Origin of the sequence: Nonomuraea sp. NPDC047897, from assembly GCF_043204415.1 — a bacterium.
Taxonomy (GTDB): Bacteria; Actinomycetota; Actinomycetes; order Streptosporangiales; family Streptosporangiaceae; genus Nonomuraea.
In genome coordinates this window covers 201038-217893 of record NZ_JBIDCC010000007.1, presented here as the reverse complement: position 1 = coordinate 217893, position 16856 = coordinate 201038, and the positions used below count along the sequence as shown (strand labels likewise).

Annotated in this window: 17 protein-coding genes; 11 read left to right on the top strand and 6 right to left on the bottom strand. The window is 71.2% G+C overall.

Translation table 11 applies throughout. The features are described 5' to 3' along the window. Positions 1–69 precede the first annotated feature (69 nt). Positions 70–1254, top strand: a complete 1185-nt coding sequence (locus ACGF0J_RS17870) for a hypothetical protein (protein WP_393146976.1) — start codon at positions 70–72, stop codon at positions 1252–1254. A gap of 82 nt (positions 1255–1336) precedes the next feature. On the opposite strand, the gene ACGF0J_RS17865 is transcribed toward ACGF0J_RS17870, so the two are convergent. The 3 genes from ACGF0J_RS17865 to mca all read right to left on the bottom strand — a co-directional run bounded on the left by ACGF0J_RS17865 (position 1337) and on the right by mca (position 2761). Next, complete coding sequence (locus ACGF0J_RS17865) at positions 1337–1630, bottom strand: GNAT family N-acetyltransferase (protein WP_393146974.1); 294 nt, start codon at positions 1628–1630, stop codon at positions 1337–1339. Continuing rightward, positions 1631–1798 carry a hypothetical protein gene (locus ACGF0J_RS17860; RefSeq protein WP_185083045.1) on the bottom strand — a complete coding sequence of 56 codons (168 nt, stop codon included), beginning with the start codon at positions 1796–1798 and terminating at the stop codon, positions 1631–1633. Positions 1799–1876: 78 nt separating this feature from the next. Continuing rightward, positions 1877–2761, bottom strand: coding sequence for a mycothiol conjugate amidase Mca (mca, locus tag ACGF0J_RS17855; protein ID WP_393146972.1), 885 nt, complete (start codon positions 2759–2761; stop codon positions 1877–1879). A 133-nt stretch (positions 2762–2894) separates the two neighbouring features. On the opposite strand from mca, the gene ACGF0J_RS17850 reads away from it, so the two are divergent. The 8 genes from ACGF0J_RS17850 (at position 2895) to ACGF0J_RS17815 (ending at position 10978) form a co-directional block, all read left to right on the top strand. Further along, a complete protein-coding gene (locus ACGF0J_RS17850) occupies positions 2895–3311 on the top strand; it encodes a DUF4307 domain-containing protein (protein WP_393146970.1) in 417 nt (138 codons plus the stop codon). A gap of 105 nt (positions 3312–3416) precedes the next feature. Next, positions 3417–3917 (top strand): transcription elongation factor GreA, encoded by a 501-nt coding sequence (greA, locus tag ACGF0J_RS17845; RefSeq protein ID WP_101788184.1) that lies wholly within the window; start codon positions 3417–3419, stop codon positions 3915–3917. Between the two features lie 74 nt (positions 3918–3991). Further along, positions 3992–5278, top strand: a complete 1287-nt coding sequence (locus tag ACGF0J_RS17840) for an NlpC/P60 family protein (RefSeq protein ID WP_393146968.1) — start codon at positions 3992–3994, stop codon at positions 5276–5278. Between the two features lie 59 nt (positions 5279–5337). After that, positions 5338–5841: a hypothetical protein gene (locus ACGF0J_RS17835; RefSeq protein WP_393146966.1), complete on the top strand. Its 504-nt coding sequence runs from the start codon at positions 5338–5340 to the stop codon at positions 5839–5841. A gap of 255 nt (positions 5842–6096) precedes the next feature. Then, on the top strand, positions 6097–7890 hold the full coding sequence (locus tag ACGF0J_RS17830) for a phosphoenolpyruvate carboxykinase (GTP) (protein ID WP_393146964.1): 1794 nt from the start codon (positions 6097–6099) through the stop codon (positions 7888–7890). A 147-nt stretch (positions 7891–8037) separates the two neighbouring features. Further along, positions 8038–8619 (top strand): hypothetical protein, encoded by a 582-nt coding sequence (locus ACGF0J_RS17825; RefSeq protein WP_393146962.1) that lies wholly within the window; start codon positions 8038–8040, stop codon positions 8617–8619. A gap of 55 nt (positions 8620–8674) precedes the next feature. Beyond that, positions 8675–9436 carry an isoprenyl transferase gene (locus ACGF0J_RS17820; protein WP_393146960.1) on the top strand — a complete coding sequence of 254 codons (762 nt, stop codon included), beginning with the start codon at positions 8675–8677 and terminating at the stop codon, positions 9434–9436. A 213-nt stretch (positions 9437–9649) separates the two neighbouring features. Then, the gene (locus tag ACGF0J_RS17815; protein WP_393147325.1) at positions 9650–10978 is read left to right on the top strand and encodes a PhoH family protein; all 1329 of its coding nucleotides are present in this window, start codon (positions 9650–9652) and stop codon (positions 10976–10978) included. Position 10979: 1 nt separating this feature from the next. Here the strand turns inward: ACGF0J_RS17815 and ACGF0J_RS17810 are convergent, their stop codons facing one another. The 3 genes from ACGF0J_RS17810 to ACGF0J_RS17800 are packed head-to-tail and all read right to left on the bottom strand — an operon-like array spanning position 10980 to position 13608. Then, entirely contained in the window at positions 10980–11528 is a 549-nt protein-coding gene (locus ACGF0J_RS17810; RefSeq protein WP_393146958.1) for a hypothetical protein, read from the bottom strand. After that, complete coding sequence (locus ACGF0J_RS17805) at positions 11525–12934, bottom strand: ATP-binding protein (RefSeq protein ID WP_393146956.1); 1410 nt, start codon at positions 12932–12934, stop codon at positions 11525–11527. The genes ACGF0J_RS17810 and ACGF0J_RS17805 overlap by 4 nt, the downstream gene beginning before the upstream one ends. Further along, positions 12934–13608, bottom strand: coding sequence for a response regulator (locus tag ACGF0J_RS17800; protein WP_393146954.1), 675 nt, complete (start codon positions 13606–13608; stop codon positions 12934–12936). The genes ACGF0J_RS17805 and ACGF0J_RS17800 overlap by 1 nt, the downstream gene beginning before the upstream one ends. A gap of 383 nt (positions 13609–13991) precedes the next feature. On the opposite strand from ACGF0J_RS17800, the gene ACGF0J_RS17795 reads away from it, so the two are divergent. Together ACGF0J_RS17795 and ACGF0J_RS17790 are read left to right on the top strand one after the other, a co-directional pair. Further along, positions 13992–14636, top strand: a complete 645-nt coding sequence (locus ACGF0J_RS17795; protein ID WP_393146952.1) for a lytic transglycosylase domain-containing protein — start codon at positions 13992–13994, stop codon at positions 14634–14636. Positions 14637–14727: 91 nt separating this feature from the next. After that, a complete protein-coding gene (locus ACGF0J_RS17790; protein WP_393146950.1) occupies positions 14728–16773 on the top strand; it encodes a glycosyltransferase family 2 protein in 2046 nt (681 codons plus the stop codon). The last annotated feature ends 83 nt before the right edge of the window (positions 16774–16856 follow it).

Below are 16856 nucleotides of genomic sequence, written 5' to 3'. Positions count from 1 at the left end.
TTCGCTCCGGGGGCGTGTGGCGGAAGGGGCGCGTGTGCGGAGGGGGCGCGGGGGCGTAGGTTACGGAGAGTGGATCTGGACTTCGTCTGCACGCACGCCGGCCGCCCGGCCGCGGCCCTGACCCGAAGGGACGTGGCGCGGGCGCTGCTGGCCGTGCCGTCCGGGGTGGCGCTGGTGGCCGTCCCCGACCTGCGGCGCGCCCTGCTGGCCGCCGGCAACCCCCTGTCCGCGCCGTTCTGGGACTCGGCGCGCACCACGCTCAGCTCGATCGAGTCGGGGCTGGCCACGGTCGGCGACGTCCAGCGCTGGGTCGAGTCCACCGGCACCGAGCCGGTCCTCATGACGCCCGGCTACTTCGTGTGGCCGGAGGAGGACGAGCGCGGACCGGTGGCCGCCGAGATGTACTCCCGGCTCGTCCGCCACCTGGAGGAGCGGGTGCAGGCCGGCGAGATCGACCCCGACGCGCTGGCCCACGGCGACGCCGAGGCGCGCGGCCGCTACGAGGAGCTGCAGGAGCAGTGGCTGAGCACGCCGCTGCCCGACGGCCGGGTGCCCGCCTTCGCCGTCAACGACGAGCAGGACGAGGAGCTGTTCGCCGTCTGGGACGAGGAGGAGGCGTTCGCGCTGTCGGAGCTGCGGCGCATCCTCGCCGATCTGCCCAAGCAGCCGGAGCTGCCCGCCGACGAGCTCGACCGCGCGGGTGCGCGGCTGCGCGTGCTGCTCGGCCAGCCCGGCTACCCGGCCAACGTGCTGCGGGCCTGCGCCGGTTTCGAGGAACGGCCGATGCCCGACGACGACGGCGAGCTGTGGCTGTCGGTGGCCGCCGGCATCGCCGGGCCGGTCTCCGACCTGTCGGAGGACGGCGACACCCTGGAGGAGTTCGCCGACCTGGACGGTGAGCTGAGCCACGAGGACGACGTGCTGTCCAAGCTGTGCGCCATCCAGCACGCCGACTGGCTGGCCGCCGTGGCCGCGCTGGCCAGGCTCGGCCCCGGCGTGCTGGCCTCGCCCGAACGTCTCGCCCGGCTGATCGCCGAGTCGGAGGACATCGACGTCGAGCTCGACTCCTCCATGGACCTCGACCTGGCCGCGGGCATGGGCGTGGACGAGGTGGAGGCGACCGAGCGGCTCTTCGTGCCGGTCGTCACCCTGTGGGGCCACCTCGGCGTCGTCGACGAGGACGACGTGCTGACGCCGCTCGGCTGGTGGGGGCTGCCGCGAGCGCTGGAGCTGGCCTGGTCGCCGCGCGACTGAGCCGGGGCGCACGGGCCGGATGCGCCACGCGGCCGTGCCGGGGCGCACGGGCGAGGCGCCGGGCGGCCGTGCCGGCGCGCCGCTACTCGGCGGGCGCGGCTTCGAGCAGGTCCTGGTACTCGGGGTGGCGCTCGATGTAGGAGGCGACGTACGAGCAGAGCGGGACCACGCGCAGCCCGGTGTCGCGGCTGGCGTCGAGGGCGTGCCTGACCATCCTGGCGGCCAGCCCCCGCCCCTGGAAGTCGGCCGACACCTCGGTATGGGTGAAGGAGATCGTCACGCCGCGCAGCCGGTAGTCGGCCAGCCCGGCCAGCTTGCCGTCCACGTGCACCTCGAAGCGGCTGCGCTCGACGTTGTCGACCACGTCGATCGCCATCTAGTCGGCTTTCTTGTCGTGCGGGACGTCGGTTTCGCGTGGCACGCTGATCTTCCCCATCTGCTTGTTCATCGACTTGATGAGGAAGTACGTCGCCAGTCCGATGAGAGCGATGACGACGAAGCCGAGCAGGCCCGGGCTGACGTCACCGGCGGCGAGAACTGTCACCCCTCCAGTCTGCCACCGGGGGGTGATGCTCCGGCCGCCGGCAGGCGCCGGCGGCCCGGAGCGTGCGTGCGGGCGGCCTCAGTGGCAGGCGGGGGAGACCTCGTCGGCGTGGATGCCGGTGAACAGGTCGTCCTCGGGCAGCTCGGTGTCGACGAGCGAGCGGGCCAGGTGGTAGTCCTCCGTCGGCCAGATCTCCTGCTGCAGCTCGCGCGGGCAGACGAACCAGAAGCCGTCGGGGTCGACCTGTGTGGCGTGCGCGAGCAGCGCCTGGTCGCGCAGCTCGAAGTAGTCGGCGCACGGCACCCGGGTGGTCACCGGCCACTTGGCGGGCCGGTCCTCCCAGCGGGCGATCCAGTCGGAGTAGGGGGATCCCATGCCGCGCGCGGTCATCGCCTCGTGCAGCGCCTCGAACCGCTCCTTGGTGAAGCCCATCTGGTAGTAGAGCTTCAGCGGCTGCCAGGGGTCGCCGGTGCCGGGGTAGCGGTCGGGGTCGCCCGCGGCCTCGAAGGCCTCGACCGACACCCGGTTGGTCATGATGTGGTCGGGGTGCGGGTAGCCGCCGTCGTCGTCGTACGTGATGATCACATGCGGCCTGAACTCGCGCACCGCGGCCACCAGCGGCGCCGCGGCCACCTCCAGCTTCTGTACGGCGAAGCAGCCCTCGGGCAGCTCCTCCTCCTCGCTCTCCGGCAGGCCGGAGTCGACGAAGCCCAGGAACCTCTGCCGGACGCCGAGGATCTCGCGTGCCCGGTCCATCTCGGCCCGGCGGACCTCGGCGATGTTGGCGACGACGTCGGGCCGGTCCATCTTGGGGTTGAGCACGGAGCCCCGCTCACCACCCGTGAGCGTACAAACCAGCACCTCGACGCCTTCGCGAACGTAGCGCGCCATGGTGGCGGCGCCCTTGCTCGACTCGTCGTCGGGGTGTGCGTGGACTGCCATCAGCCTCAGCGGTGCACTCACGGGCTCGATGCTCCTAGGTCGGACGGTTCACCCGCCCAGAGAGGTTAGTTTCTGCTGGGCGGTCGCGAGGGCGTGACCCGCGCGCGAGACAATTGTCTCGGATAACGCTGAGGGAGTGCAGGGAGATTCCGTCATGGCCACCAGAGATGTCGAGAACGGACCCGTTCTCGGCACACCCGACGACTACCCGGACCGCCCCGAACGAGGCGGCCGTCTCGTCGTCCACGTGGTGATCGGCCTGCTGGTGGCCATCATCGCGGGAGGCTGGGGCTTCGTGATGTGGTCGATGACCGGCACCGGCTCCGGGGCCACGGCCCAGGTGGTGTCGTTCAGCGTCACGCCGGGCCAGGCCGAGGTCGTCTTCGAGCTGGCGAAGCCGGACGACCGGGCCGCCGTGTGCCGGGTCAGGGCGCTCGACGTGACCCACGGGGAAGTCGGCGCGAAGGACGTAAGAATCGCGGCCGGTGCGGGTACGAAGAGGTTCAAGGAACGCCTGGCCACCAGTGGTGAGGCCGCTTCTGTCCACATCCAGTACTGCAATCTCGTATAATGAGACGTTTGGGGAAGCGTACCATCGGCGAAGTTGTTAGCCTTTCGCAATTCGACCGACACGCACCTCAAGTGTTCAGGGCCCCTAGGCAAGCAAGGAGAACCCGTGGCCGACTCTCGCGATGAGAACGTCACATGGCTGACGCAGGAGGCGTACGACCGCCTGAAGGCGGAGTACGAGTATCTCTCGGGCCCAGGGCGCGTCGACATCGCCAAGAAGATCGAGGCCGCCCGTGAGGAGGGGGATCTCAGGGAGAACGGCGGCTACCACGCGGCCAAGGACGAGCAGGGCAAGATGGAGGCCCGCATCTTCCATCTGCGCCAGATCCTCGACAACGCGAAGGTGGGCGAGGCTCCCAAGACGGAGGGCATCGTCGGTCCCGGCATGACCGTGACGATCAGGTTCGTCGGTGACGACGACGAGGTGACCTTCCTGCTCGCCTCCCGGGAGGAGAGCGGAGCCCCGATCGACGTCTACTCGCCCAAGTCCCCCCTGGGGGCGGCCATCAACGGCAAGAAGATCGGCGAGAAGGCGACCTACAGCATGCCCAACGGCCGTCAGAACACGGTCGAGATCCTCGAGGCCGTGCCGTACATCGGCAACTGACCCCCGACGACACGCACCGCCGGGCCCCGACGGGTCCGGCGGAACTCATGCGTGCCCCGGCAGGTTCGGAGCTCATGCGACCTTCGGCGATCCGTCAGGACCTCAGCTTCCTCGTCCGCTCGCCCGGGCGGCGGCGCGACCATCGATGGCTGGTGCCGTTCATCGTCGTGACGCTCGTGGCGGTGCTGACCGCCGACGTGCTGCTGCTCGCCCAGAGCGGGCAGCGGGACGGGCAGCAGAGCGGGCAGCGGGACGGGCAGCAGAGCGGGCAGTGGGCCGGGCGGAGCGAGGGCGGTGAGCGGCCGGGCGAGGGGCGGCGGACGGCGACCACGCAACCCCGCCCCGCGCCGCGGCAGACCCTCGTCGCCGAGGCCAGGGCGGTGCAGCCGGTCAGGCCGCTGGACAAACTGCACAAGCCACATCTGTTCGTGGTGACCCGCAAGCCGTTCACCCGGGAGCTGCTGGAGAAGGTGGCCGCGCAGCGCGGGGTGCGGGCGCTGGAGCTGGCCGACGCCGCCTCGATCATGCTCGACGGCAAGCGGGTGCAGACGCTGGGCGTCGACCCCTCGTCGTTCCGCGCCTACACCCCCAAGGTCACCGCCGCCTCCGACCCGCTGTGGGGCAACATCGCCGCCGGTGACGTGGCGGTGTCGTTCGTGCTGGGCACCGACGGCGGGCTGCAGTTGCACAGCCGGGTCAACGGCCCGGCCGGGCAGTTACGCATCGGCGCCTACGCCACCACCGGCTTCGGCGCGGTCGACGCGGTCGTCTCGAAGGAGACGGCCCGCTCCCTCGGCCTGCCGCGCGACAACGCGCTGATCGTCAGCGCCCCCAAGGCCGACTCCGGCAAGCTGCGCGCCGCCCTGCTCAAGGTGCTGCCGAAGGGCACCCAGGTGGCCATGGTCAATCCGGTGCTGCGACCGGCGCGGACCCAGGCGCGCCCCTCCGCCACGGGTGCGTACATGTCCGGCGAACAGCTCACCGTGGCGCTGCGCGCGGCCGTCTCCAAGCTGGGCCGGCCGTACGTGTGGGGCGCCGAGGGCCCCGACACCTTCGACTGTTCGGGGCTGGTGCAGTGGGCCTTCGCCCGGGCGGGGGTGAAGATGCCGCGCGTGACGCATCAGCAGTGGGTCACCGGCCCGCAGGTGCCGCTCTCCCAGGCGCAGCCGGGCGACCTGCTCTTCTGGCGCAGCGACCCGACCAACCCCGGCTACATCTCGCACGTGGCCATCTACTGGGGCCAGGGCAAGATGCTGCACGCTCCGCGCACCGGTGACGTCGTCAAGATCGTCCCAGTGAACACCCGCAACCTCGCCGGCGTGGTCCGCGTCAGCCCGCCCGTGGCGGCCCGGGTCAGGTAGCCCTTCTCGCACCTCCGCGGCAGGTGCGCGCGGCCCTCTTGTCGTGTAATTCTCATTACATGGAAACAGCACAGGTACGCGCCTGGTTCGCCGGACGGCTCCCGGACGGCTGGTTCACCGGTGCGCCGGAGATCGTCCAGGACCGCGAGGAGATCGCCGTGCTCGGCGCGCTGCCCGAGCCGCCCGGCGACGTGCCGGAGGAGGAGCGTCCCGCCCTCGTCGAGGGGCTGGTGGCGCGCTTCCGGGAGGAGACCCGCGAGCGGCGGGTCGAGATCGCCCGGGAGGCCGAGCGGAAGTTCCGGCAGAAAGTCTCGTGGGGCGTCGTCTGCGGCGGGGAGACAGTGATGTTCACCACACTGTCCGTGCCGGTGATGACGCGCCTGCGCCAGTCGGAGCGCCAGGTGCTCGACACCCTGGTCGCCGCCGGCGTGGCCCGCAGCCGCAGCGACGCGCTGGCCTGGTGCGTGCGGCTGGTGGGCCGCAACACCGACACCTGGCTCGCCGAATTGCGCGACGCACTGCGGCACGTCGACCGGGTCCGCGCCTCCGGACCCGGTCTCTGATCCCCGCGCGGCGCAGGCGAAACGGCCCGGAAAATGGTTTATACCAGTCGCCGAATTGGTTTAGACCAGCGTCGATGGTTTATGCCAGGGCCCCCGAAAGACAATTTTAAAACCGTTCGGCGTGGGTAGGCTTCCCGAATCGTCAAGGCCGCTGCCTGCGACGACGGGCGTCGCCGAAAGGTCTATGCCAATTGGCTCCGGCGCCACTTCGTCGTTAATGATGACTGGGCCCTGAAGAGTGGAGGAGCCGTAGCCGTGTCCCTTTCCGTAGAAGTCCCGGCGCCGACGACCAATAGCGAATTGGTCGCGTGGGTGCACGAGATAGCGTCCCTTGCCCAGCCCGATCGGATCGAGTGGTGCGACGGCTCGGAGGAGGAGTGGACGCGCCTGACCAACCTCCTCTGCGAGCAGGGCACGTTCACGCGGCTGGCCAAGCGGCCCAACAGCTTCTACGCCACCTCCGACCCGAGCGACGTGGCCAGGGTCGAGGACCGCACCTTCATCTGCTCCGAGCGAGAGGAGGACGCGGGGCCGACCAACAACTGGATCGCCCCCGCCGAGATGCGGGCCACGTTCGGCGAGCTGTTCAAGGGCTGCATGCGCGGCCGCACCATGTACGTCGTCCCGTTCTGCATGGGGCCGCTCGGCGGCGAGATCTCCCAGCTCGGTGTGGAGATCACCGACTCGCCGTACGTCGCCGTGTCCATGCGCGTCATGACGCGGATGGGGGAGCGGGCCCTGCGCCTCATCGAGGAGCGCGGCGACTTCGTCCGCTGCGTGCACAGCGTCGGCGCGCCCCTGGAGCCCGGGCAGCGGGACGTGCCCTGGCCGTGCAACTCCACCAAGTACATCAGCCACTTCCCCGAGACCCGCGAGATCTGGTCGTACGGCTCCGGCTACGGCGGCAACGCGCTGCTCGGCAAGAAGTGCTACGCCCTGCGCATCGCCAGCACCATGGCGCGCGACGAGGGCTGGATGGCCGAGCACATGCTCATACTCAAGCTGACCCCGCCGGACGGCGAGGCGCGCTACATCGCGGCCGCGTTCCCGAGCGCGTGCGGCAAGACCAACCTCGCCATGCTCCAGCCGACGATCCCCGGCTGGAAGGTCGAGACCGTGGGCGACGACATCGCCTGGATGCGTTACGGCGCGGACGGCCGGCTCTACGCCATCAATCCCGAGGCCGGGTTCTTCGGCGTCGCGCCCGGCACGGGCGAGGTCACCAACGCCAATGCCGTCAAGACGCTCTGGGGCAACAGCATCTTCACCAACGTCGCCCTCACCGACGACGGCGACGTGTGGTGGGAGGGGCTCACCGACGAGCCCCCGGCGCATCTCACCGACTGGAAGGGGCGCTCCTGGACCCCTGACGGCGGCGAGCCGGCGGCCCACCCGAACGCCCGCTTCACCACTCCGGCCGCCCAGTGCCCGACCATCGCACCCGAGTGGCAGGACCCCAAGGGCGTGCCCATCTCGGCGATCCTGTTCGGTGGCCGCCGCGCCAGCGCGGTGCCGCTCGTGACCGAGTCGCTGAGCTGGGAGCACGGCGTCTTCCTCGGAGCCAATGTCGCCTCCGAGAAGACCGCCGCCGCCGAGGGCAAGGTCGGCGAGCTGCGTTACGACCCGTTCGCCATGCTGCCGTTCTGCGGCTACAACATGGGCGACTACTTCGGGCACTGGCTGGAGATGGGCCGCCGCGCGGGGGCGGAGCCGCCGCGTATCTACTACGTCAACTGGTTCCGCAAGGACGCGGACGGGCGGTTCGTCTGGCCGGGCTTCGGCGAGAACAGCCGGGTGCTCAAGTGGATCGTGGAGCGGCTGAACGGCGAGGCCAAGGCCGTGCCCACCCCGATCGGGCTGGTGCCCGAGACGCTCGACACCGAGGGGCTGACCCTGTCGGAGGAGGACCTGCGCACGCTGCTCAGCGTCGATCCCGAGGTCTGGCGGCAGGAGGCCGAGCTGATCCGGTCGCACTTCGACACGTTCGGCTCCCGCCTGCCCAAGGAGCTGTGGGACGAGTACAACGCGCTGCTGGACCGCCTGTCCTGATCCGGCTGTCCTGATCCGGCTGCTCGGTACGACGCCGGCACGGCCGGCCCCGCGTGGCGCGGGGCCGGCCGTGCGCGCCGGGTGCCATGCCATTGCTGGGCGTTTTTGCGGGTTTAGTGAAGTTTGACGCTGGATATCCCATCCGACGTGGGAGGAGTACGTTGCGTCGATGGATCTTTCCTGACCGTCACGCCGGTCGCGTGCACGGACAGCGTGGGCGTGCCGTACGAGGTGACCCTGGAGCTGCGGCGCGACGGCACGCCGTACGGGACCGTGGGTGAGCGGTGCGGTTGGCTGCTGGCGCGGCTGGCGCGCGGCGTGGCCGAGGCGCGGGCCGGGCGCGGGCCGGCGGCGCGCTGGCCCGATCCCGACGACAGGTTTCCCGACGAGGAGCCGGACAGCGAGTTGTTCGCGTTCCGCTATCGTACGAGGTCGAGCCTGGTGGGCGGCGGTGAGCTGCGCTGCCAGCTCCGGACGATCCCGCTCTGGGTGCCCCGCCGGGGACGGCCGGGCGAGTGGCGGCTGACGCGCCGCGCCTTCGTCGAGGCGTGGGGCGCGGAGGGCGTGGGCATGCGGGCGGTGCTCACGTCGGGAGAGCTCGCGGAGTTCGTGCGCGAGCTGGTGGACGAGGCCGAAGGTTGTCTCGCCGGTCGGCCGCTGGCCCGAAATCCGGGTGAAGATCTTCCCAGGAATCCCGTTGAGGGGGCGGGCACGGGCGAAACGCGGTGATAATTGCCTGTTAGGTCATTCGGCCATTGGCACCGCACCACTGGGGAGGGACTCCGTGGGCCTGCGCGACCTGGTCTACCGGCTGTACGAGCGTCGGCTGGAGACCAAGCTGTCGAGGGACAGCATGCCCCGGCACGTCGGGGTCATCATCGACGGCAACCGCCGCTGGGCCCGCGCCATGGGCATGCGCGACGTCTCCAGCGGCCACCGCAAGGGCGCCGACAAGATCTCCGAGCTGCTCACCTGGTGCCGTGACACCGGCGTCGAGGTGGTCACGGTGTGGATGCTCTCCAACGACAACCTCAACCGGCCCCGCGAGGAGCTGGAGCCGCTGCTGCGCATCATCGAGGACGTGACGCGGGAGCTGGTGGACCAGGGCTGGCGGATCAGCCCCGTCGGAGCACTCGACCTCCTCCCTGACAGGACAGCAAATGTCCTGAAAGATGCGAAAGAGGCAACATCTCACCGTCCGGGCCTGATTGTGAACGTTGCAGTTGGGTATGGAGGAAGACGTGAGATTGCCGATGCGGTGCGCTCACTCCTCCAGGAGCACGCCAGCAAGGGGGCGAGCATCGAGGACCTCGTCGAGGTTCTCGATGTCGAGCACATCGCGGAGCATCTCTACACTCGCGGTCAGCCCGACCCGGACCTTCTCATCCGGACCTCGGGCGAGCAGCGGCTGTCCGGCTTCATGCTCTGGCAGAGCGCTCACTCGGAGTTCTACTTCCACGAGGCCTACTGGCCTGACTTCCGCAGGGTCGACTTCCTGCGGGCGCTGCGCGACTATGCCGCGAGACACCGACGTTACGGTTCCTGATGGGACATCTGGGTATCCAGTACGTAACGTTGGAAGTGTCCGGCCACAGGCCGGACACTCCGGAGAGGGCCCGTCCTTGCGCCACGAACCGCCGAGGGGGGCCGGAACCCGGCGCCGACGGCACGTAGCGGCCGAGGACACGGGTCCGGTCCGATTCCCACCTCGTCTGCAGGGTGCCCGTTCCCACGGGTGCCCGGGGGAGAACGTGTGGCAGTGTCCTCGAGCAACCCTTCGACCCAGCCCACCGAGCGCGAGCCGGGCAAGCGCACGTACGTGCTGGACACCTCGGTCCTGCTAGCCGACCCGGCGGCGATGACGCGCTTCGCGGAGCACGAGGTCGTCCTCCCGATCGTGGTCATCACCGAGCTGGAGGGAAAGCGGCACCATCCCGAACTCGGCTACTTCGCGCGCAAGGCCCTGCGCTACCTCGACGACCTGCGCGTGCAGTACGGCAGGCTGGACGAGCCGATGCCCACCGGGGACGGCACCATCAGGGTCGAGCTCAACCACAGCGACCCGTCGATCCTGCCCGTCGGCTTCCGCCTGGGTGACAACGACACCCGCATCCTGACCGTGGCCCGCGCACTGGCCGCGGAGGGCTGCGACGTGGTGCTGGTCTCCAAGGACCTGCCCATGCGGGTCAAGGCGGCCTCGATCGGCCTGGCGGCGGAGGAGTACCGCGCCGAGCTGGTCGTCGAGTCGGGCTGGACCGGGATGGCCGAGCTGCAGGTCACCAGCGAGGACGTCGAGACGCTCTTCGACAAGGGCACCGCCGAGCTGGAGGAGGCCAGGGACCTGCCCACGCACACCGGGCTGCGGCTGCTGTCGAGCAAGGGTTCGGCGCTCGGCCGGGTGCTGCCCGACAAGTCGGTGCGGCTGGTGCGGGGCCACCGCGAGGTGTTCGGGCTGCACGGCCGCTCCGCCGAGCAGCGCATCGCGCTCGACCTGCTCATGGACCCGGAGATCGGCATCGTCTCGCTGGGCGGCCGGGCCGGCACCGGCAAGTCGGCGCTGGCCCTCTGCGCGGGCCTGGAGGCCGTCCTGGAGCGCCGCCAGCACCGCAAGGTCATCGTCTTCCGGCCCATCTACGCCGTGGGCGGGCAGGAGCTCGGCTACCTGCCCGGCACCGAGGGCGAGAAGATGGGCCCGTGGGGCCAGGCGGTCTACGACACGCTCGGCGCGGTGACGACGCCCGAGGTGATCGAGGAGGTCCTCGACCGGGGCATGCTGGAGGTGCTGCCGCTCACCCACATCCGCGGCCGCTCGCTGCACGACGCGTTCGTGATCGTGGACGAGGCCCAGTCGCTGGAGCGCGGGGTGCTGCTGACCGTGCTCAGCCGGATCGGCGCCAACTCCCGGGTGGTGCTCACCCACGACATCGCCCAGCGCGACAACCTGCGGGTCGGCCGGCACGACGGCGTGGTCGCGGTGGTCGAGAAGCTCAAGGGCCACCCGCTGTTCGCGCACGTCACGCTGACCAGGTCGGAGCGGTCGCCGATCGCGGCGCTGGTCACCGAGATGCTGGAGGACATCACCCTCTAGCTCACCTGAGATCGCCGCAGATGAACCGCCCCTCCGTCCTGGAGGGGCGGTTCTCGTACCGGTGGACGATCTTGACCTGCTCGAAGGCGGCGTCCTGCTGGGCCGTGCAGACGATCTGGGCCTTGCCGAGCTTGGACAGCCGGCCCTCGCCCTTGACGAACACGGTCAGCGTGGAGGTTCGCGGCAGCCGCACCTCGTCCCGCTGGACGGGATTGAGCGAGTCCTCGATGCCCTCGAACGTGAAGCCGCGCAGCGCGGTGTCACGGTCGCCGAGCGGCTGGGCCGAGGCCGCGAACAGGGCGGTGAGCAGGCTCTCCACCGTGTCCGACTCGACGTCGGCGGGCTCCAGCGCCAGCTCGCCGTTCTTCAGCAGGTAGATGGTCTTGGACGGCGGCGGTACCTCGACGGTCGGCGGCTTGGCCCGCTCCTGCACGTCGGTGGGCGCGATCCCGCACCCCGCCGCCACGACCACCGCCACGACGACCGCCACGACCGCGGCGAGCAGCGCCGCGACCGGTCGCGGCGCTCCGGGGAGTCGGCGGCCGGTCATCGGCGGGGCAGCCAGACCGTGAAGAGCGTGCCGGGGTCCTGGGCGCGCACCGAGACGGTGCCGCCGTGCAGGTGGACGTTGGCCCGCGCGATGGCCAGCCCCAGGCCGCTGCCCTGGCTGCGGGCCCGCCCCGCGCCGGCCTTGTAGAAGCGGTCGAAGACGTGCGGCAGCGCCTCCGGCGGGATGCCCCGCCCGTGGTCGCGCACCTTCACCTCCAGGCCGTTCTCGGTGCCCCGGGCGCTGACCTGCACCGGCGGCCCGCCGTGCTTGAGCGCGTTGCCGACGAGGTTGGCCACGATCACGTCGAACCTCCTCGGATCGAGGTTCGCCGCCAGCCCCTTGGGGGCGCTGACCCGCACCTCCCCGGCCCAGCCGCGCACCTCCAGGCAGTCGTGGACGGCGTCGGCCACGTTCACCGTCTCCAGGTTGAGCGTGGCCGTGCCCGCGTCGAAGCGGCTGATCTCGATGAGGTGCTCGATCAGCTCCCGCAGCCGCTCGATCTCGTTGAGCACCAGCCGCACCGCCTCGCCCGTGTCCGGGGGCAGCCGGTCGGCCTCCTCGTGCAGCATGTCGGCCACGGCCGTCATCGCGGTCACCGGCGTGCGCAGCTCGTGGGAGACGTCCGCCACGAACCTGCGCGACATGGCCTCCAGCGCGCGCAGCTCGGACACGCTGAGCTCCAGGGCCGCCGCCGCGTCGTTGAACCTGGCGGTCAGGTCGGCCAGCTCGTCCTGACCGTGCACCGGCAGGCGGGTGTCCAGCCTGCCCTCGCCGAGCGCCTGCGCGGCCGCGCTAAGCCGCCTGACCGGCAGCAGCACCCGGTGGGCCGACACCAGGGCGACGACCAGAGCGATCAGCACGACGGCCGTGCCGCCCTGGGTGAGCCGGGTCCTGAGCATGGACAACTGGCCCTCCTCCGCGCGCAGCGGGAAGAACACGAACGCCCGCAGCCCCGTCGCCTCGGCCCGCGCGCCGCTGCGGCGGTGGACCTCGGAGCCGACGATGAGCCACAGCTCGTTGCCGATCACCCGGCGCTGGGTGACGAGGTGCCCCTTGGCCCTGCCGTACAGCTCGTTCGGCACGTCGTCCATGGTCAGCGGGCCGTCGGAGTAGGTCAGGTCGCGATACTCCACCATGACGCTGCGGCCGGGGCCGTCGAGCGCCTGGGCCAGCGAGGCCAGCTCGGCGCTGCCCGGCGCCGCCTCGCCGGGCCTGAGCCGGCCGATGGGGAAGGTGATCCGGTCCAGCTCTCTCCTGACCACGCTGATGGCGTTGTCCTCGGCCCGCTGCACGAGCGCGGTCTTGGCCAGCTCGAATCCGATCGTCGCCACCAGCACGGACGCCAGCACCCCGACCAGGGTGAAGGTGATGACCAGCCGGGCGCGCAGCCCGGTGGGCAGCCGCATCACGGAGGGCTGAACCGGTAGCCGAACCCGCGGACGGTGTGGATGAACACAGGCTCGGCCGGCACCGGCTCGATCTTCGCGCGGACCCGCTGGACGCAGGCGTCGACCAGGCGGGAGTCGGCCACGTGGGTGTGGTCCCACACCTCGCGCAGCAGGTAGCGCCGGTTGAGCACCTGGCCGGGGTGGCGGACCAGCTCCAGCACCAGCCGCAGCTCGGTGGGCGTCAGGTGGATCTCCTTGCCGGCCAGCGTCACCTTGAGCGCGCCCCGGTCGATCACGAGGTCGCCGAAGGTGATGCGGTCGGACGTGGCCGACTCGGCCCGGCGCAGGATGGCCCGGATGCGGGCGTCCAGCACCCTCGGCTCGACCGGTTTGACGACGTAGTCGTCGGCGCCCGCCTCCAGACCGACCACCACGTCGAGGTCGTCGCCGCGGGCGGTGAGCAGGATGACGGGGAGCTGGTCGAGCCGGCGGATGCGGCGGCACACCTCCACCCCGTCGATGCCGGGCAGCATCACGTCGAGGATGGCGAGCTCCGGGCGGCGTGAGCGGATGTGCTCCAGCGCCTCCTCGCCGGTCGCGTACGAGGTGAGCGAATGGCCCTGCCTGGTCAGCGCCAGCTCCAGAGCGGTGCGGACTGAGGGATCGTCTTCGACGAGGAGGATGCCGGCCACACGGACATTATTCGCCCGGGTCACGCATGCTTCTGCCTAGTGTCATGAAACTGTGACAGCCCACTCACATGACTATAAAGAACCCCGGCCACCCTGAAAGCGGCCCTCCCTTCGGTACGGGCGCCCGAAGGGTGGTCCGCGCGCCCGTTTCGCGTTGCCTCCGATGCCGGCGGGAACTGTGAGGAAATTCACACCCGGCGGGAAACGGCACGCCAAGCAGGCGATCACCATGGGAACGCCAACCGAATGTCTCGTATCGGTTGCGGACCACCCCCCCGGACAGGGCAAGCTCTTTGCTCGTGAGCCCAGGTCCGAAGGTGAGTGAGCGCCGCGCATCCGAATCCCCCCGTTCGGCACGCCGGCCGGCCCGCAAACCCTCCCGGGTGACGCCGAAGCGCGTGCTGGTGGTCGGCCTGTCCGCGGCGATCCTCTTCGGCGGGGGCGGCTTCACCGCCTACACCGCCGTCCAGAACGCCAACGCCCCGGTCAAGCAGGTGCTCGACCTTGACGACATGGCCGCGATCGCCAGCGGCGACCTCTACACGCCCGACCCCGAGGCCGACGCGCTCAAGGAGGCGGCGGCCCAGGCGTACAAGGCGAAGAAGCTCAAGGACGGCCGCGCGGGCGGCGGCCCCGGCGACTTTTCCTGGATCGAGGTCAAGGAGCGGGCCCCGGGCGGCGACGGCTTCCCGCCCGCCAACTTCCCGCCCGGCTCCAACCCCTCGCCGGGCAGCAACAAGGCCGTCGCCAAGGCGATGATGGCCTCCTTCGGCTTCGGCGCCGACCAGTGGGGTTGCCTGGAGAGCCTCTGGCACAAGGAGAGCGGCTGGAACGAGCGGGCGATGAACCGCTCCTCCGGCGCCTACGGCATCCCCCAGTCGCTGCCCGGCAGCAAGATGGCCACGGCCGGCGCCGACTGGCAGACCAACGCCGCCACCCAGATCAAGTGGGGCCTCGGCTACATCAAGGGCCGCTACGGCTCGCCCTGCGGCGCGTGGGGGCACTCGCAGCGGGTGGGCTGGTACTGACGGTCTGGGAGCCGATACCGGAGGGTCATCTTTCCCTCTGCAATCGGCAAGCCGCCGCACCGCCTGACGGGGGTGGGCGCACGCTGGCCGCATGGGTGTGAAGGTCAGTGTGATCGTCGATGTCCACAACCCCGGTGATTCGGCCGACGCGTGCCTGCGCTCCGTTCTGGAGCAGACGCTGCCCGCCGACGAGTACGAAGTGATCTTCGTGGACGACGGGTCCACCGACGGGATCGCCGAACGGCTCGACACCGTCGCCGCCGTCCGCCGCAACGTCCGCGTCCTGCACCTGCCGCACGCCGGCTCGCCGCCGCGTGGCCGCAACGCCGGCATCGCCGCCGCCCAGGGCGACTACGTCTACCTCATGGACCAGGGCGACCGGCTGGAACGCGACGCCCTCCAGCGGATGCACGAACGGGCGGTGGAGACCGACGCCGACGTGCTCGTCGGCCGCCTGGTGCGCGACGCGGGCCCGCCGGTCAGCGCCTTCCACCGAAGCAGGGGGCGGGCCGACATCCTGCGCGACCGGCTGTTCGCCCTGCTCACCCCGCACAAGCTCTACCGCCGCGCGTTCCTGCAGGAGCACGAGCTGGGCTTCGCCGACCCCGGAGGCCACATCGCCGAGCAGGCGTTCGTGGTGCGCGCCTACCTGCAGGCCAAGGTCGTCGCGATCCTCGCCGAACGCGTCTGCTGCCACCTCGGCGAGCGCCCCGAGCCGGCCGACGACCCCCGCACGGTCGTCGCCGAACTGCGGGCGCTGCTGGACGACATCGACGCCCACATCGGCGAGGGCCGCCACCGCGACCGCATGTACGGCTACTGGTTGCGCTCCACCGTGCTCAGGCCGTTCCTGAGCAGCAGGTTCGCCGCCTCCTCGGTGGACCGCAGCGTGTACTTCCGGCTGCTGCGCGACCTGGTCCTCGACCGCTTCCCCGAACGGCTGGACCGCTACCTGCCCGTCCAGCTCCGCGTCGTGGCCACGCTGCTGCGCGCCGGACGGCTCGACCAGCTCGTCCTGCTCGCCAACTCCGCCAGGCGGGCCGGCCTGCGCGCCGACCTGACCGAGGTGCGCTGGGACGCCCACGTGCTCGTGCTCGGCCTGACCGTCGAGGTCTTGGGCGGCGACGGCCAGCCCACCCGGTTCCGCGCCGACGGCGACCGCCTCTTCTGGATCCCGCCGCGCTCCCTCGACGCCGGACTGCTGTCCGACACCGTCACCGACGTCACCTCCGCCGTCGAGCGGGCCCGCCTGGAGGTCTACGTCCGGCACGCGGAGTCGGGCGTCGTCCACTTCCTGCCCGTGGCCTACCGCGTGGAGCGGATCCAGGACGGTCGCCGCCACACCCGCGTGCAACTCGTCGGCGAGGCCCGCGTGGACGTGACCGCCGCCGCGATGGGCGAGCCGCTGCTGCCGGGCCAGTGGGAGGTGCACGTGCGCATGTACGGCGGCGCGCACCAGGCCAGGAGCCGCGTCCGGCGGCCGGAGGGGCCGCTCAACTGCCTCGGCGTGCTGTCGCAGCGGCCCAGGACCCGGCTGGTGCTGCCGTGCTGGACCGACACGGGCGAGCTGGGCCTGGCCGTCGAGCCGCGCTCGTTCCCCGAGTCGATCGCGCTGGTGTCGCCGGCGGTGACGGTCAGGCGGCAGGGCGGCCACCTGTACGTGGTGCTGCCCGTGCCGTACGTGCCGCCGAGCGGCGGGCCGCCGCTGGAGCTGGTGCTGCGCAGCGGCGCGCGGGGCGGGCGCGAGGTGTGCGCTCCGGCGCTGGTCGAGCCGGGCGTGCCCGGCGAGATCGCCGGGCAGCTCGTGGCCAAGGTGCCCGTCAAGCGGATGATGCCGGGAGCGGACGAGCTCGGGCCGGGCCTGTGGACGGTGTCGCTGCGCACGGCCGAGGAGGAGGCCGGGCTCAGGTTCGCCCTGGAGGTCCGCCGGGGGAGGGCCGTGGTCCGGCCCGCCACCGCCGTCACCCCCGCCCGGCGTTCGCCGCTCGGCCGTGACACGGCGCTGCACCGGCTCGGACGGCGGCTGCCCGGCGCCCGGCACATCGTCCGGCTGGCCCGCGCCGGCAGGCACCGCTACCTGAGGGACGTCAGCGACGTGCAACGGCCGAAGCAGCCGGGCCGCCCGCCCGAGCGGTGACCTGCCCCGTGACCTGCACCGTGACCTGCACCGTGACCTGCCCCGTGACCTGCCCGGTGACCGCGGGGCGGGCCGGCCGTCCG

Coding starts and splice junctions, on each gene's coding strand:
- ACGF0J_RS17865 (WP_393146974.1), bottom strand. CDS start 1,630: ATGGCGATCGACGTGGTCGACAACGTCGAGCGCAGCCGCTTCGAGGTG.
- ACGF0J_RS17850 (WP_393146970.1), top strand. CDS start 2,895: ATGGCCACCAGAGATGTCGAGAACGGACCCGTTCTCGGCACACCCGAC.
- ACGF0J_RS17840 (WP_393146968.1), top strand. CDS start 3,992: ATGCGACCTTCGGCGATCCGTCAGGACCTCAGCTTCCTCGTCCGCTCG.
- ACGF0J_RS17835 (WP_393146966.1), top strand. CDS start 5,338: ATGGAAACAGCACAGGTACGCGCCTGGTTCGCCGGACGGCTCCCGGAC.
- ACGF0J_RS17810 (WP_393146958.1), bottom strand. CDS start 11,528: ATGACCGGCCGCCGACTCCCCGGAGCGCCGCGACCGGTCGCGGCGCTG.
- ACGF0J_RS17805 (WP_393146956.1), bottom strand. CDS start 12,934: ATGCGGCTGCCCACCGGGCTGCGCGCCCGGCTGGTCATCACCTTCACC.
- ACGF0J_RS17790 (WP_393146950.1), top strand. CDS start 14,728: ATGGGTGTGAAGGTCAGTGTGATCGTCGATGTCCACAACCCCGGTGAT.